Consider the following 13,607-nt stretch of genomic DNA (forward strand, 5'->3'; position numbering starts at 1 on the left):
GGCAGGACCCCGATGACCCCGATGACCAACGCCGCGCAAGAGCAACAGGCACTCGTTCCGACCACCCAGTCGCTGCCCATCGCGCTCATCCGCGCGCGCGAGGCGCTGCTGCGCGAGCTGCGCCCGATGCTGGCCGAGGCCGGGGTGAGCGAGCCGCAATGGCGCATCCTGCGCGTGCTCCTTGAAACCGGCCCCTGTTCGGTGCAGGGGCTGGCCGAGGCGGCCTGCCTGCAACCGGCCTCGGTCTCGCGGATCCTGCAGTCCATGGTCGCGCGGGCGCTGGTGGAGCGGGTGCAGGACCCTCGGAACCGCCGCCGGCAGGTTGTCACGGTGACCGCGGCGGGTCGCGCCTTGGTGAGGCGCTTCACCCCGGCCTCGCGCGCGATCACCGACGCCTTCGCCGAGCGGTTCGGCAGGGACCGCTACCAGTCCCTGATCGCCTTGCTCGACGCCTTCATCTCGGACTGCGACGGGCCGGCCTCGGACTAGCCCCGCCCGCGCAGCGACCACATTGCCTCCTCGCCGCAAATGGTGTCCCATTCGGCATCGCGGAGCGCATGCCCCGGGTGCCGAATGTCCGCAGCTCAAGACGCCATCCAGCCACGGGGACACCATGCAGGGCCAGTCCGAAACCTTCCGCATCGACCGGGTAAAGACGGCAACCCTCGGGCTGGCGCTGGCGGGGCTCCTGGCGGGGCTCGCCCTGCAGTTCTCCGGCCTGCCGGCCACGGCGCGCGCCGCCCTCATGGCCGGCACCCTGCCCGCCCTCGTCGCGCTGCTCTTCGAGATCGTCGGCAGCATCCGGCGCGGCGACGTGGGGCTCGACGTGCTGGCCGCCCTGTCGATGAGCGCGGCGCTGCTGTTCGGCGAAACCCTCGCGGCCTGCATCGTCGCGGTTATGTATTCGGGCGGCACGCTGCTCGAGGCCCTCGCCGAGGGGCGGGCGCGGCGCGAAATGCGTGCGCTGCTCTCACGTGTGCCGCGGTTCGCGATGCGCCATCGGGACGGGCAGATCGATCGCGTGCCGCTCGACGAGATCGCCCCCGGCGACCGGCTGCTCATCCCCCAGGGCGACGTGGTGCCCGTCGATGGCACGATCCTCTCGGCGGGCGCCTTTCTCGACAGCTCGGCGCTGACCGGCGAGTCGCTGCCGCAGCACCTGGCAGCGGGGGCCGAGGCGATGAGCGGCGCGACCAACGCGGGCGAGCCCTTCGACATGATCGCCACGCGGCGGGCGGAGGAGAGCACCTATGCGGGGATCGTCCGCCTCGTCGAGGCGGCGCAGCGCTCGAAGGCGCCGATGGCGCGGCTTGCCGACCGCTGGTCGCTGGGGTTCCTGCTGGTGGCCGTGGCGATCGCGCTTGCCGCCTGGTGGGCCAGTTCGGATCCGGTCCGTGCCGTGGCGGTTCTGGTGATCGCCACCCCCTGCCCGCTCATCCTCGCGGTGCCGGTGGCGCTGGTCGCGGGCCTGTCGCGCGCGGCGCACTTCGGCGTGCTGGTGAAGGGCGCGAAGCCGCTCGAGGCCATGGCCCGCACCCACACGCTGGTGCTCGACAAGACCGGCACGCTCACCGACGGTCGGCCGCAGATCACCCGGATCGAGCGCAGGGATGGCCTGTCCGAGGATGCGCTGCTGCGCCTTGCCGCCTCGCTCGACCAGGTCTCCCGGCACCCCATAGCGCAGGCGATCGTCGCGGCCGCGAAGTCCCGCGGGCTGACGCTCGCCACCCCGTCAGAGGTGCACGAGTCGCCCGGCGAAGGCGTCGCGGGCATGGTCGAGGGGCACAGCCTCCGGGTCGGGGGCTTCAGCTACGTCCAGGCCGCGCTCGACGCGCCCGACCTGCGCCCCGCACCGCCGGGGGCGGGCGCGGTGGTCGTCGCCGTGGCGCTCGACGGGTGCCCGGCGGGCCATCTGGTGATGGCCGACCCGCTGCGCGACGGCGCGAGCGTGGCGCTGCAGGGCCTGCGCCGCGAGGGCATCGCGCGGCTCGTGCTCGCCACGGGAGACCGCCCCGAGGTGGCCGCCCGGGTGACCGACGGGCTTGGGTTCGACGCGATTCACGGCGATCTCACCCCTGACGCGAAGGTCGCGCTGGTGCACAGCGAACGCGAGGGCGGGCCGGTGATGATGGTTGGCGACGGCGTCAATGACGCGCCCGCCCTTGCCGCCGCGGACATCGGCGTGGCCATGGGCGCGCGGGGCGCTGCCGCCTCGGCGGAGGCGGCCGACGTGGTGCTGCTGGTGGACAGGATCGACCCGCTGGTCGCCGGAATCGCGATCGCCCGCGACGCCCGGCGGATCGCGCTGCAGAGCGTCGTGGCCGGGATCGGCCTGTCGGTGGTCGGGATGATCGCCGCAGCTCTGGGATATCTTGAACCGGTCGAGGGCGCGGTGCTGCAGGAGGTGATCGACGTGGCGGTGATCCTGAACGCGCTCCGCGCCGTGCGCATCACGCCGCGCGGGCCGCTGCCGGAGATCACCTAGCCGGGGCACCGGGATGCTGAGCCTCGGCGACAGTGCCCGGCTCAGGCCCGCAGCGCGCTGCGCAGCGTTTCGACCGGAGAACAGCCGAATTTCCTGCGGTAGTGTTCCGAGAACCGGCCGAGGTGGAAGAAGCCGAGCCCGGTCGCCACATCGGTGACCCGCGTGTCGGCGCCGGGGTTCGACAGATCCTCCCATGCGCGCTCCAGCCGCATGTCGCGCAGCACGGTCATCGGGCCACAGCCGTGGCGGGCGCGAAACGCCGCCTGCAGCGAGCGCACGCTTGTCCCGGCCGCGCTGGCGATGTCCTCGATCATCAGCGCCGCGCCAAGGTTCTCGCGCATGAACTCCTCGGCGCGGCGCACCACGCGCGGCGCATGGCCCGGACGAGGGCTGGGCGCGTCGGCCTCGGTCGGCCGGACCTGCGACTGCAAGAGGCCCACCAGCAGCGTGCGCTCGAGTTGCCGCCCCAGCGCCGAGCCCCGCCCCAGCAGGGCGGCCCCGCGCTGCGTCTCGGAGATCACGAACTGCAGCAGGCCGAGAAACGAGCTCCCCTCTCCGCCCGTCAGCGCCTTCGGGCCGTCAAAGCGCAGCGCCGCGCGGTGCGGCAGCCCGAACTCTGCCCGCGCCGCCTGCTCCAGCGCGCGCCGGTCGATCTGCAGCATGAGCTGCACGCAGTGCTCGCTCCAGATCATGCTGACCTCATCGTCGGGATTGAGCACCCCGCCGCTGCCGCCGCCGATCTCGTAGCCGCGCGCGCCGGTGTTCACCGAGGCATGGCCGTGCAGGGGAAACTGGAAGAGATAGAATTGCTCGAGCGGGCCCGGCGCGATCTGGGTCTTCGCGCCATAGGTCAGCACGTTGATCGACAGGTCCTGCCCGTCTAGCCGGTTGTGCCGCGCCGCCAGCGGCCCCCGTCCCATCACCTCGAGGCGATGATCGCAATAGACCTGCGCCACCCGGGCCCGCGCCTCGTCCAGATCCGCCGTTGCAAAGAGACGATGGTTGCCAAGCGGCAATCCCTGCGGTCCCTCGGGACCGGTCTGAAGCTGGCCCATGAGATGCTCCATGCTCGCGTCGGGGTCTTCCTTCAGTTCTAAAACATAATTTGCGCAATCCGGATCCCGGCTGCGCAATCAGGATAGCGCGCATCCGCGGCCCCCCTGCAAGCTTTCATTTCAGAAAAATGACACACAGGGAGCGCGCAATGCGTGGATTGAGAGACAAAGTCGCCATCGTGCCCGGCGGTGCCACGAAGATCGGCGTTGCCGTTGTCGAGGCGTTCAAATCGCATGGCGTGAAGGTGATCATCGCGGATATCGACGCCCAGAACGGCGAAAAGCTGGCCGGTGACGGCGTGGTCTTCGTGCAGGCCGACCTGCGCTCTGACGCGGATATCGCCCGCGTCGTGCAAACCGCCAAGGACCGCTTCGGCCGCATCGATTTTCTGGTGAACGTCGCCGCGACCTATGTCGACAACGGCGCGGAAAGCACGCGCGCGGAATGGCTTGAAGCTTTGGATGTGAACCTTGTCGGCTCGGTCATGCTGATGCAGGCGGCCCGCGAGGAGCTGCGCAAGACCAAGGGATCCATCGTCAATTTCGGCTCGATCTCGGCCCGCGTGGCGCAAACCGGTCGCTGGCTCTACCCGGTGTCCAAGGCGGCGATCCTGCAGCTCACCCGCAATCAGGCGATGGATCTCGCGCCCGACGGCATCCGCGTCAACGCGGTCTCGCCCGGCTGGACCTGGTCCAACATCATGGACAGCCTGACCGGCGGCGACCGGGCCAAGACCGATGCCGTGGGGGGTGATTTCCACCTTTTCCCGCGGGTCGGGCATCCCGAGGAGGTCGCCTCGACGGTGATGTTCCTCTGCTCGGACGAAGCGAGCTTCATCACCGGCACCGACATCCGCGTCGACGGCGGCTACACCGCCATGGGCCCCGAGCGCGCCGAGCCGGCCATCCCGCGCCTGATGGACTGACCCGGTCCGCAAAAGCAAAAGCCAACAGGAGAGAACAATGAAACGCATTTCCATCGTGGGCGGCGGTCAGTCCGGCCTGCAACTCGGCATCGGCCTCGTGCAGAAGGGCTACGAGGTCAAGATCATCCAGGACCGCACCGGGCCAGAGCTCGCCGCCGGGCGGGTCATGTCCTCGCAGTGCCAGTTCGACGCGGCGCTGCAGCTCGAGCGGGATCTCGGGATCAACTTCTGGGAAGACGCCTGTCCGCCGGTCGAGGGCATTTCCTTCACCGTCCCGAACCCCGAGGGTCCGGGCAAGGCCGTCGAATGGTCGGCCCGGCTTGACCGCAAGGCGCAATCCATCGACCAACGGGTGAAGATGCCGCGCTGGATCGAGGAGTTCGAGCGGCTCGGCGGCAAGATGGAGATCGCCACCGCCGACATCGCCCTGCTCGAGCGCGAGGCAAAATCGGCGGATCTGGTGATCGTCGCCTCGGGCAAGGGCGAGATCGGCAAGCTCTTCGAGCGCGACGCCGAGCGCTCGCCTTTTGCCGCGCCGCAGCGCGCGCTGGCGCTGACCTATGTGCACGGCATGACCCCGCGCCCCGAGCATTCGGCGGTGAGCTTCAACCTGATCCCCGGCGTCGGCGAGTATTTCGTCTTCCCCGCGCTGACCCTCAGCGGCCCCTGCGAGATCATGGTCTTCGAAGGCGTGCCAGAGGGCCCGATGGATTGCTGGAAGGACGTCTCCACGCCCGCCGAGCACCTCGCCCGGTCGCGGGAGATCCTGCACAGCTTCCTGCCCTGGGAAGCCGAGCGCTGCGCCAATATCGAGCTGACCGACGACAACGGCATCCTTGCTGGGCGTTTCCCGCCGACCGTGCGCAAGCCCGTCGGCACCCTGCCCTCGGGCGCCCGGATCCTCGGGCTCGGCGATGCGGTCTGTCTGAATGACCCGATCACCGGACAGGGCGCGAACAACGCCGCCAAGGCCGCGGCGGTCTATCTGGACGCGATCGTGGCCCGCGGCGATGCCGCCTTCGACGAGGCCTGGATGCGCGCCACCTTCGAGACCTTCTGGACCTACGCGCAATGGGTGGTCCGCTGGACCAACATGATGCTGCTGCCGCCGCCGCCCTTCGTGCTCGAGCTGATGGGCTCGGCGCAGGTGCTGCCCGACCTGGCGCACCGCATTGCCAACGGCTTCAACGACCCGCGCGACTTCTTCCCGTGGTTCGCCGATCCCGACGCCGCCGGCAGCTATCTGACCAGCCTGAAGGCCGCATGACATGGCCGTCGACATCTCGACCTTCCGCGAGACGATGGGGCTTTTTCCCGGGGCGGTCACGCTGATCACCACCGGCGCGGGGGAGACCCGGCGCGGCATCACCGCCACCGCGGTCTGTTCGGTGACCGACAGCCCGCCGAGCCTCCTGGTCTGCGTCAACAACCGCACCGGCACCTGCCAGGAGATTGCCCGCAGCGGCCACTTCAGCGTGCAGCTGCTCGGCCAGGGTCAGGCCGACGTGGCCATGGCCTTTGCCGGGGCGCAGGGGCAGAGCGGGCTCGAGAAGTTCGCCATCGGCACCTGGTCAAGCTGCCCGCGCGGCCTGCCCCGGCTCGATGGTGCGCTGGCCTCCATCTCCTGCGAGGTGGCCACTGCGACCGAGGCGGGCAGCCACACCGTCTTCATCGGGCGGATCGAGGATGTGGTGCTCGCGGGCGGCGAGGCGCTGGTCTTCGCCCGCTCGAAATTCCACCGGCTGGCCTGCGTGGCCTGACGCCCATTGCGGCACTCCAGAATCAAGGCGCCCCGGCAGCTCACTGCCGGGGCGCTTTTCGTTTCGGACAGGCGGCTGCGGATCAGGCCGCCATCTCGGGATGCAGGTACTGCTCGAGCCCCTTGCGGCAATCGTCGGGCCAGGGGTGCGACTTGTGGTCCTTGGTCGAGGTCATCACGATCAGCTGCTCGATGGTCCAGATCACCTCGCCCTCGACGGTGACCACGGTGTAGAGGTCCAGCGACGACTTGCCGATCTTGCGCACGTGGACGTTGAATTCCAGCACGTCGCCATAGACCGCGGGCTTCTTGAACTCGATGTTCATCTTCACGCTCGGCAGGCCGAGCTGCCGCTCGAACATCAGCTCCTTCCAGGTCACGCCGAAAGACGCGAACATGGCCTCGTTCACGTCGACGAGCATCGACAGATAGGCCGGATGGTAGGCGATCCCGGTCAGATCGCAGTCACCAAACCGCATGGGTTTTTGAATTTTGAATGGCATTCGGGGTCACTCCGTGTCCTGCCCGACCCGATCGGTGTAAGACGCCCTTGTCAGGCCAGCGAGTCGGCGTATTTATATTTTATGTCTAAATAATAGTCAGGCCGGGCGCGAGGTCAAGGAGCGTGCGATTGCATCAAGTTTTATTGGGTGTTTCGCGGTCGAGGGGAAGATCCCCACGCGGAGGTCGGACCGGAAGCTTCAGATCCTAGTTATTTTAGTCTTGAAGTAATTTCGCGAGAAGGTAATCTACCGGAAACCAAACAGGGAAGCTGTGTCTCATGCAAATCGCCGTCCTTGGCGGGGGCCCCGCCGGTCTCTACTTCGCCATCTCGATGAAGCTGCGCGATGCCGCGCATGACATCACCGTCTACGAGCGCAACCGCGCCGACGACACCTTCGGCTGGGGCGTCGTGCTCTCGGACGAGACCATGGCGAACTTCGAAGACAATGATCCGGTCTCGGAAAAGATGATCCGCGACAAGTTCGCCTATTGGGACGACGTAAAGGTCGTGCGCGGCGACGAGGCGATGACCTCGGGCGGCCACGGCTTCTGCGGCATCGGCCGCAAGCAGATGCTGCTGCTCCTGCAGCAGCGCGCCCGCGAGCTCGGCGTGAAACTGGAATTCGAGACCGACATCACCCCCGAGAAGATCGAGGAACTGAAGGCGGGCAACGACCTTCTGGTCGCCGCAGACGGTCTCAACTCGAAGACGCGCAGCCACTTCGAGGACAAGTTCCGCCCCGAGATCGACATGCGCCGCAACCACTTCGTCTGGCTCGGCACGCATCAGAAATTCGACGACGCCTTCACCTTCATCTTCGAGCAGACCGAGCACGGCTGGATCTGGGCGCATGCCTACCAGTTCGACGACGACACGGCGACCTTCATCGTCGAATGCGGCCCCGAGACCTATGAGGCCTTCGGCTTCGACAAGCTGAGCCAGCAGGACAGCATCGCGCTCTGCGAGAAGATCTTTGCCAAGCACCTCGGCGGCCACGCGCTGATGACCAACGCCAACCACATCCGCGGCTCGGCCTGGATCCGCTTCCCGCGGGTGACCTGCGAGAACTGGTTCTTCGACAACGTGGTGCTGCTCGGCGATGCCTCGGCAACGGCGCATTTCTCGATCGGCTCGGGCTCCAAGCTGGGCATGGAAAGCGCCATTTCGCTGGCCGAGGAACTGTCGCGCGACAAGCCCCTCGCCGAGGCGTTGCAGACCTACGAGGACGAGCGCAAGCTGCAGGTGCTGCGGGTGACCTCGGCCGCGCGCAACTCGACCGAGTGGTTCGAGGAGGTCGAGCGCTACCTCGGGCTCGACATGATGCAGCTGAACTACGCGCTGCTCACCCGCTCGCAGCGGATCAGCCACGAGAACCTGCGCCTGCGCGACCCCGAATGGTTGGCCTCTGCCGAAAGCTGGTTCCACAGCCAGGCCGGCAGCAACTCGACCCGCCGCCCGATGTTCGCCCCCTTCAAGCTGCGCGACATGGAGCTGAAGAACCGCATCGTCGTCTCGCCCATGGCGCAGTACAAGGCGACCGGCGGCATGCCCAACGACTGGCACTTCGTGCATTACGCCGAGCGCGCCAAGGGCGGCGCCGGGCTGGTGTTCACCGAGATGCTCTGCGTGTCGATGGACGGCCGGATCACCCCGGGCTGCCCCTGCATCGGCCCCGAGCAGGTGCCCGCCTGGAAGCGCCTCACCGACTTCGTCCACGCCGAGACCGACGCCAAGATCTGTGCCCAGATCGGCCATGCCGGGCGCAAGGGCTCGACCCGTCTCGCCTGGGACGGCATCGACAAGCCGCTCGCCGAAGGCGAAAACTGGCCCCTGCTCGCCGCCTCGGCGATCCCGCTGATGGAGGGCAACGTGGTCCCCAAGGCGATGGACCGCGCCGACATGGACAGGGTGGCAGAGCAATTCATCGAGAGCGTGCGCGCCGCCGACCAAGCGGGCTTCGACATGATCGAGATGCACGGCGCCCACGGCTACCTGCTGGCCTCCTTCATCTCGCCGATCACCAACCGGCGCGACGACGCCTACGGCGGCAGCCTCGAGAACCGCATGCGCTACCCGCTCGAGATCTTCGCCGCCATGCGCGCCGAATGGCCCGCGACCAAGCCGATGACGGTGCGTATCTCGGCGCATGACTGGATGGGCGAAGACGGCGTGACCCCGGAAGAGGCCGTGCAGATCGCGGCCATGTTCAAGGCAGCGGGCGCCGATGCGATCAACGTCTCGTCGGGCCAGACCGACAAGGCCGAGCAGCCGGTCTACGGGCGCATGTTCCAGGTGCCCTTTGCCGACCGCGTGCGCAACGAGATCGGCGCCCCGACGCTGGTCGCGGGCAATATCTACGAGCCCGACCACGTCAATTCGATCCTGATGGCCGGCCGTGCTGACCTCGTGCTGCTCGCCCGCCCGCATCTGGCCGATCCCTACTGGACGCTGCACGCGGCGGTCGAGCTTGGCGACACCGAGCAAGCCTGGCCGAAGCCCTATGAGGGTGGGCGCCGGCAGGCCAACACGCTGGCCGAACGCGCCAAGGCGATGGCCACATGAGCCTCGCGGGCAAAACCGCCTTCGTCACCGGCGGCGGCTCCGGGGTCGGCGCGGTGCTCGCGCTGGCCTTCGCCGAGGCCGGGGCCGAGGTGGTGATCTGCGGGCGCCGCATGGAGCCGCTCGAGACGGTCGCCGCGCGGCACCCGGGGATCCGCGCCGTGCTCTGCGACATCACTGACGAGGCGGCGATCTCTGCCGCCATCGCCGAGGCCCCGCCCGACATCGTCATCGCCAATGCCGGCGCCTCCGAGAGCGCGCCCTTTACGCGCACCGAGCTTGCCGCCTTCGAGCGGATGGTCTCGGTCAACCTCACCGGCACCTTCCTGACCCTGCGCGAGGGGGCAAAGGCGATGAAGGACAAGCCCTGGGGCCGGCTCATCGCCATCGCCTCGACCGCCGGGCTCAAGGGGTATCCCTATGTCGCGCCCTATGCCGCGGCCAAGCATGGCGTGATCGGGTTGGTGAAATCCGTGGCGCTGGAGCTTGCCCGCAAGGGCATCACCGCCAATGCGCTCTGCCCCGGGTTCCTCGACACCGAGATGACCGAGCGCTCGATCGCCAATATCGTGGAAAAGACCGGCCGCTCCGCCGAGGAGGCCCGCGCCTCGCTCGAGGCGACCAACCCGATGCAGAGGCTGGTGCCGCCCGAGGACGTGGCCCGCGCCGCCCTCTGGCTCTGCGGCGAGGGCTCGGAGATGGTCACCGGGCAGGCGATCTCGATCTCCGGAGGCGAGACGTGAGCCAGACCTTCACGATCCGCAGGCAGGTGGAGTTCAACCATTGCGACCCTGCCGGGATCGTTTTCTACCCGCGCTATTTCGAGATGATCTCTGCCGTGCAGGAACGCTTCTTCGCGGATGCGGTCGGCATGGGCTGGGACCGGATGATCTCCGGCACCGGCATGGCGACCCCGATGGGTCAGATCGATTGCCGCTTCCACGCGCCCTCCCGGCTCGGCGACTGGCTCGACCTGTCGCTCGGGGTGAAACGGATTGGCGGCTCTTCGGCCACCTTCCTCATCACCTGCACCAGCGGCGACGAGCGCCGCTTCACCTGCCAGGCCACGGTGATCCACGCCGATGTCGCGCAGGGCACCTCCGCCGCATGGCCCGCCGAGATGCGCGACGCCATGACCCGCTACCTGATTGCCAAGACCCCCGATTGAGAAAGACCGACGCATGACCGCACTGACACCCCACATGTTCCTTCAACCCGACGGCTGGGTGCCGGCCAAGGGCTATGCCAATGGCGTCATGGCCGAGGGCCGGATGGTCTTCACCGGCGGGCTCGTCGGCTGGAACGCGCAGCAGGAATGGGAGCATGCCGACATGGTCGGCCAGTTCCGCCAGACGCTCGAGAACATTGTCGCCGTGCTCGACAAGGCGGGCGCGCGCCCCGAGCACCTGGTGCGGCTGACCTGGTACATCACCGACAAGCAGGAATATCTCGACAACCTGCGCGGCTTCGGCGCCGCCTACCGCGAGGTGATCGGCCGCCACTTCCCGGCCATGGCCGTGGTGCAGGTCTGCGCCCTGATGGAAGACGCGGCGAAGGTCGAGATCGAGGCCACGGCGGTCATCCCCCATGGCTGACGTCGGCGCTGATCTCGCGGTGCGCCCGGACAGCGCGCCGCGCATCCTCACCGTCGCGCCGCAGTCCGAGACGACGGCGCGCGGCCCGGTGTTCGGCGGATGGATCCTGTCGCAGCTCGACCATGGCGCCGGGCTCGCGGGCCGGAAGATCTCGGGCGGCGACGTGGTGATCGCGGCGCTCAAGGAGGTGCAGTTCCACGCGCCCCTCTACGGCGGCGAGGAATTTGCCCTGCACGCCGATCTCAGCCGGCGCGGCAACAGCTCGTTCAACCTTGCGGTCACGGCCTGGGCCGAGCCCGACGGCGCCTGCCGCCGGATCCTCAGCGCCGATGTTCTGCTGGTGGCGATCGACGAGGCGGGCAAGCCGCGCAAGCTTCCGGCCTGAAGCATCGTCGCGCCACAACGCGCGCGCACTTCGGCAGTTTTCGCCTTTTCGATTGCGTCTCTGCGGCATACACGCAACCTTTAAAGTCGAGACCTGAAACGGTTTGGCACAATCTTCCGCCGAGAGTGACTGATGGAACAACCGACCGAACACGAGGTGACTGACGAGCACCTCGCCCGCCAGCGCCTGCGCCTCTGGCTGCAAATGCTCAAGGCCGTGCGCCACGTCGAGGGCACGCTGCGCGAGCGCCTTCGGTCGGGCTATGACACCACGCTGCCCCGCTTCGACGTTCTGGCGGCGCTGCATGCGGCGCCCGAAGGCATGAAGATGAGCGAGCTGTCGCAGCAGCTGGTGGTCTCGAACGGCAATGTGACCGGCGTGGTCGACCGGCTGGTCGCCGACGGGCTGGCAGAGCGCCAGACCGTGGAGAGCGACCGCCGCGCCTTTCGCGTGCTGATCACCCCCGCCGGGCGCACGCTGATGGACGAGATGGTCGCCGAGCACCTGCGCTGGATCGACGGGATGTTCTCCGAGATCTCCGAGACCGACGCGGCGCGCGGCATCTCGATCATGCTCGACATCCGCAACAAGCACTGAGCCGCCCGACCGCGAGATGCAGATACGAAAGGCCCCCGCATCCTGTGCGGGGGCCTTTGCAATTGTCAGCTGACAATTCTCTGCCGGCGGATCAGAGCAGCCCGGTCTCGCGCGCGACGCGGCGGTAGCCCGCTCCGGCGGTGAAGCCGCCGTCGATCACGAAATCCTCGCCGGTGATGAAGCCCGACGCGTCCGATGCGAGAAAGAGCACCAGTTGCGCCACCTCCGTCGCCTCGCCCGCGCGCTGCATCGGGGTCATGCCGATCATCGGGCCGAGGTGCGGCGAGCCGCGGTTGAGGTCGGTGACGATGAGCCCCGGGCAGATCGCGTTGACCCGGACGCCCTGTTCGGCAAATTCCATCGCCGCCGTGCGCGTCAGCCCCCGCAGCGCCCATTTCGACGAGGTATAGGCCGGATCGTAATGCCCCGAGAAGCCGCTGTTGGACGAGATGTTGACGATCGAGCCGCCCCCCGTCCTGGCCATCATCGGCGCCGCGAGCTTGACCCCGATAAAGGCGCCGGTGGCGTTCACGTCGAGCACCTTGCGCCATTCCTCGACCGACATGTCGGCGATGATCTTGCGGTTGATGATCCCGGCGTTGTTGACCAGCACGTCGAGCCGGCCGGTCCAGTCCTGCACCAGCGCCAGCGCTTCGGCCCAGTCCGCCTCGGAGGTCACGTCGAGCCGCTTGAAGCGCACCTCGTGACCTTCGGACGTCAGCCGCTCGGCGAGGGCGACGCCCTCTGCCTCGAGCACGTCGCAGATCAGCACCGAGGCGCCGGCGGTGGCCAGCATCTCGGCCTCCACCGCGCCCTGCCCGCGCGCGGCGCCGGTGACCAGCGCGGTCTTGCCCGAGAGGTCGGTCAGCGCGGACGTCAGCCCGTTGAAATCGATGCTCATGCCTGCACCATCAGCTGGCGCTGCTCGCCAAGCCCGGTTGCGCCGAGGGTGACCACCTGCCCGGCCTTGAGGAAGGTCGGCGGCTTCATTCCCAGACCCACGCCCGGCGGCGTGCCGGTGGCGATGATGTCGCCCGGCTCGAGCGTCATGAACTGCGAGATGTAATGCACCAGATGCGCGACGCCGAAGATCATGGTCTTGGTGTTGCCGGTCTGGCGGCGCTCGCCGTCGACGTCGAGCCAGAGGTCGATGTCCTGCACGTCGGCGATCTCGTCCTTGGTCACCATCCACGGACCCACCGGGCCGAAGGTGTCATGGCTCTTGCCCTTGATCCACTGGCCGCCGCGCTCGGACTGGAAACGGCGCTCGGACACGTCGTTGACCAGCGCGTAGCCGGCCACATGGTCGAGCGCATCGGCCTCGGCGACATATTTGGCGCGGGTGCCGATCACGATGCCGAGCTCGATTTCCCAGTCGGTGCGATCCGAGCCGCGGGGGATCTCGACGTCGTCATAGGGGCCGCAGAGCGCGGTGGTCGCCTTGCCGAAAAGCACGGGCTCGGCGGGCGGCTCCTTGCCGGTCTCGCGGGCGTGGTCGGCGTAGTTGAGCCCGACGCAGAGGAACTTGCCGGGCCGTGCGATGGCCGAGCCGATGCGCGGGCTGCCCTCGACGCGCGGCAGCGTGGAGAGGTCGAGCGCGGCAAGGCGGGCGAGGCCCTCGGGCGAGAGCGCCGCGCCGTCGATATCGGCGACGATGCCGCCGAGGTCACGTATGGTGCCGTCCGCGTCGAGAAGACCCGGGCGCTCGGCGCCGACGGGTCCGTAGCGAAGAAGTTTCATG

General features: G+C 68.3%; 15 protein-coding genes. 11 read left to right on the forward strand and 4 right to left on the reverse strand.

From position 1 onward, the window contains the following. Positions 1-12: 12 nt before the first annotated feature. Positions 13-489, forward strand: a complete 477-nt coding sequence (locus G0Q01_RS05255; protein ID WP_164189720.1) for a MarR family transcriptional regulator — start codon at positions 13-15, stop codon at positions 487-489. A gap of 124 nt (positions 490-613) precedes the next feature. After that, complete coding sequence (locus tag G0Q01_RS05260) at positions 614-2,485, forward strand: heavy metal translocating P-type ATPase (RefSeq protein WP_164189722.1); 1,872 nt, start codon at positions 614-616, stop codon at positions 2,483-2,485. Between the two features lie 41 nt (positions 2,486-2,526). On the opposite strand, the gene G0Q01_RS05265 is transcribed toward G0Q01_RS05260, so the two are convergent. After that, positions 2,527-3,540, reverse strand: coding sequence for an AraC family transcriptional regulator (locus G0Q01_RS05265; protein WP_164189724.1), 1,014 nt, complete (start codon positions 3,538-3,540; stop codon positions 2,527-2,529). 149 nt (positions 3,541-3,689) lie between these two features. On the opposite strand from G0Q01_RS05265, the gene G0Q01_RS05270 reads away from it, so the two are divergent. The 3 genes from G0Q01_RS05270 to G0Q01_RS05280 are packed head-to-tail and all read left to right on the forward strand — an operon-like array spanning position 3,690 to position 6,226. Beyond that, positions 3,690-4,466: an SDR family oxidoreductase gene (locus G0Q01_RS05270; protein ID WP_164189726.1), complete on the forward strand. Its 777-nt coding sequence runs from the start codon at positions 3,690-3,692 to the stop codon at positions 4,464-4,466. Positions 4,467-4,503: 37 nt separating this feature from the next. Then, on the forward strand, positions 4,504-5,733 hold the full coding sequence (locus G0Q01_RS05275) for a styrene monooxygenase/indole monooxygenase family protein (RefSeq protein WP_164189729.1): 1,230 nt from the start codon (positions 4,504-4,506) through the stop codon (positions 5,731-5,733). Position 5,734: 1 nt separating this feature from the next. Next, on the forward strand, positions 5,735-6,226 hold the full coding sequence (locus G0Q01_RS05280; protein ID WP_164189731.1) for a flavin reductase family protein: 492 nt from the start codon (positions 5,735-5,737) through the stop codon (positions 6,224-6,226). 82 nt (positions 6,227-6,308) lie between these two features. On the opposite strand, the gene G0Q01_RS05285 is transcribed toward G0Q01_RS05280, so the two are convergent. Then, complete coding sequence (locus tag G0Q01_RS05285) at positions 6,309-6,728, reverse strand: thioesterase family protein (protein WP_164189733.1); 420 nt, start codon at positions 6,726-6,728, stop codon at positions 6,309-6,311. 278 nt (positions 6,729-7,006) lie between these two features. On the opposite strand from G0Q01_RS05285, the gene G0Q01_RS05290 reads away from it, so the two are divergent. The 6 genes from G0Q01_RS05290 (at position 7,007) to G0Q01_RS05315 (ending at position 11,866) form a co-directional block, all read left to right on the forward strand. Beyond that, complete coding sequence (locus G0Q01_RS05290; protein WP_164189753.1) at positions 7,007-9,292, forward strand: bifunctional salicylyl-CoA 5-hydroxylase/oxidoreductase; 2,286 nt, start codon at positions 7,007-7,009, stop codon at positions 9,290-9,292. Further along, complete coding sequence (locus tag G0Q01_RS05295) at positions 9,289-10,032, forward strand: SDR family NAD(P)-dependent oxidoreductase (RefSeq protein WP_164189755.1); 744 nt, start codon at positions 9,289-9,291, stop codon at positions 10,030-10,032. Before G0Q01_RS05290 ends, G0Q01_RS05295 begins: the two co-directional genes overlap by 4 nt. After that, positions 10,029-10,457, forward strand: a complete 429-nt coding sequence (locus tag G0Q01_RS05300; RefSeq protein WP_370457156.1) for an acyl-CoA thioesterase — start codon at positions 10,029-10,031, stop codon at positions 10,455-10,457. The genes G0Q01_RS05295 and G0Q01_RS05300 overlap by 4 nt, the downstream gene beginning before the upstream one ends. A gap of 13 nt (positions 10,458-10,470) precedes the next feature. Continuing rightward, the gene (locus G0Q01_RS05305) at positions 10,471-10,884 is read left to right on the forward strand and encodes a RidA family protein (protein WP_108970570.1); all 414 of its coding nucleotides are present in this window, start codon (positions 10,471-10,473) and stop codon (positions 10,882-10,884) included. Continuing rightward, positions 10,877-11,269 carry an acyl-CoA thioesterase gene (locus G0Q01_RS05310; RefSeq protein WP_164189757.1) on the forward strand — a complete coding sequence of 131 codons (393 nt, stop codon included), beginning with the start codon at positions 10,877-10,879 and terminating at the stop codon, positions 11,267-11,269. The genes G0Q01_RS05305 and G0Q01_RS05310 overlap by 8 nt, the downstream gene beginning before the upstream one ends. Before the next feature lie 132 nt (positions 11,270-11,401). Then, positions 11,402-11,866, forward strand: coding sequence for a MarR family winged helix-turn-helix transcriptional regulator (locus G0Q01_RS05315; RefSeq protein ID WP_108970572.1), 465 nt, complete (start codon positions 11,402-11,404; stop codon positions 11,864-11,866). 91 nt (positions 11,867-11,957) lie between these two features. Here G0Q01_RS05315 and G0Q01_RS05320 read toward each other — a convergent pair whose 3' ends face one another. Together G0Q01_RS05320 and G0Q01_RS05325 are read right to left on the reverse strand one after the other, a co-directional pair. Next, positions 11,958-12,767 (reverse strand): SDR family NAD(P)-dependent oxidoreductase, encoded by an 810-nt coding sequence (locus G0Q01_RS05320; protein WP_164189759.1) that lies wholly within the window; start codon positions 12,765-12,767, stop codon positions 11,958-11,960. Next, complete coding sequence (locus G0Q01_RS05325) at positions 12,764-13,606, reverse strand: fumarylacetoacetate hydrolase family protein (protein ID WP_164189761.1); 843 nt, start codon at positions 13,604-13,606, stop codon at positions 12,764-12,766. Before G0Q01_RS05325 ends, G0Q01_RS05320 begins: the two co-directional genes overlap by 4 nt. Between the last annotated feature and the right edge of the window lies 1 nt (position 13,607).

It is taken from the genome of Salipiger sp. PrR007 (genome assembly GCF_010499845.1).
In the GTDB taxonomy this organism is placed as follows: Bacteria; Pseudomonadota; Alphaproteobacteria; order Rhodobacterales; family Rhodobacteraceae; genus Salipiger; species Salipiger pacificus_A.

Coding starts and splice junctions, on each gene's coding strand:
- G0Q01_RS05255 (WP_164189720.1), top strand. CDS start 13: ATGACCCCGATGACCAACGCCGCGCAAGAGCAACAGGCACTCGTTCCG.
- G0Q01_RS05260 (WP_164189722.1), top strand. CDS start 614: ATGCAGGGCCAGTCCGAAACCTTCCGCATCGACCGGGTAAAGACGGCA.
- G0Q01_RS05265 (WP_164189724.1), bottom strand. CDS start 3,540: ATGGGCCAGCTTCAGACCGGTCCCGAGGGACCGCAGGGATTGCCGCTT.
- G0Q01_RS05270 (WP_164189726.1), top strand. CDS start 3,690: ATGCGTGGATTGAGAGACAAAGTCGCCATCGTGCCCGGCGGTGCCACG.
- G0Q01_RS05275 (WP_164189729.1), top strand. CDS start 4,504: ATGAAACGCATTTCCATCGTGGGCGGCGGTCAGTCCGGCCTGCAACTC.
- G0Q01_RS05280 (WP_164189731.1), top strand. CDS start 5,735: ATGGCCGTCGACATCTCGACCTTCCGCGAGACGATGGGGCTTTTTCCC.
- G0Q01_RS05285 (WP_164189733.1), bottom strand. CDS start 6,728: ATGCCATTCAAAATTCAAAAACCCATGCGGTTTGGTGACTGCGATCTG.
- G0Q01_RS05290 (WP_164189753.1), top strand. CDS start 7,007: ATGCAAATCGCCGTCCTTGGCGGGGGCCCCGCCGGTCTCTACTTCGCC.
- G0Q01_RS05295 (WP_164189755.1), top strand. CDS start 9,289: ATGAGCCTCGCGGGCAAAACCGCCTTCGTCACCGGCGGCGGCTCCGGG.
- G0Q01_RS05305 (WP_108970570.1), top strand. CDS start 10,471: ATGACCGCACTGACACCCCACATGTTCCTTCAACCCGACGGCTGGGTG.
- G0Q01_RS05310 (WP_164189757.1), top strand. CDS start 10,877: ATGGCTGACGTCGGCGCTGATCTCGCGGTGCGCCCGGACAGCGCGCCG.
- G0Q01_RS05315 (WP_108970572.1), top strand. CDS start 11,402: ATGGAACAACCGACCGAACACGAGGTGACTGACGAGCACCTCGCCCGC.
- G0Q01_RS05320 (WP_164189759.1), bottom strand. CDS start 12,767: ATGAGCATCGATTTCAACGGGCTGACGTCCGCGCTGACCGACCTCTCG.
- G0Q01_RS05325 (WP_164189761.1), bottom strand. CDS start 13,606: ATGAAACTTCTTCGCTACGGACCCGTCGGCGCCGAGCGCCCGGGTCTT.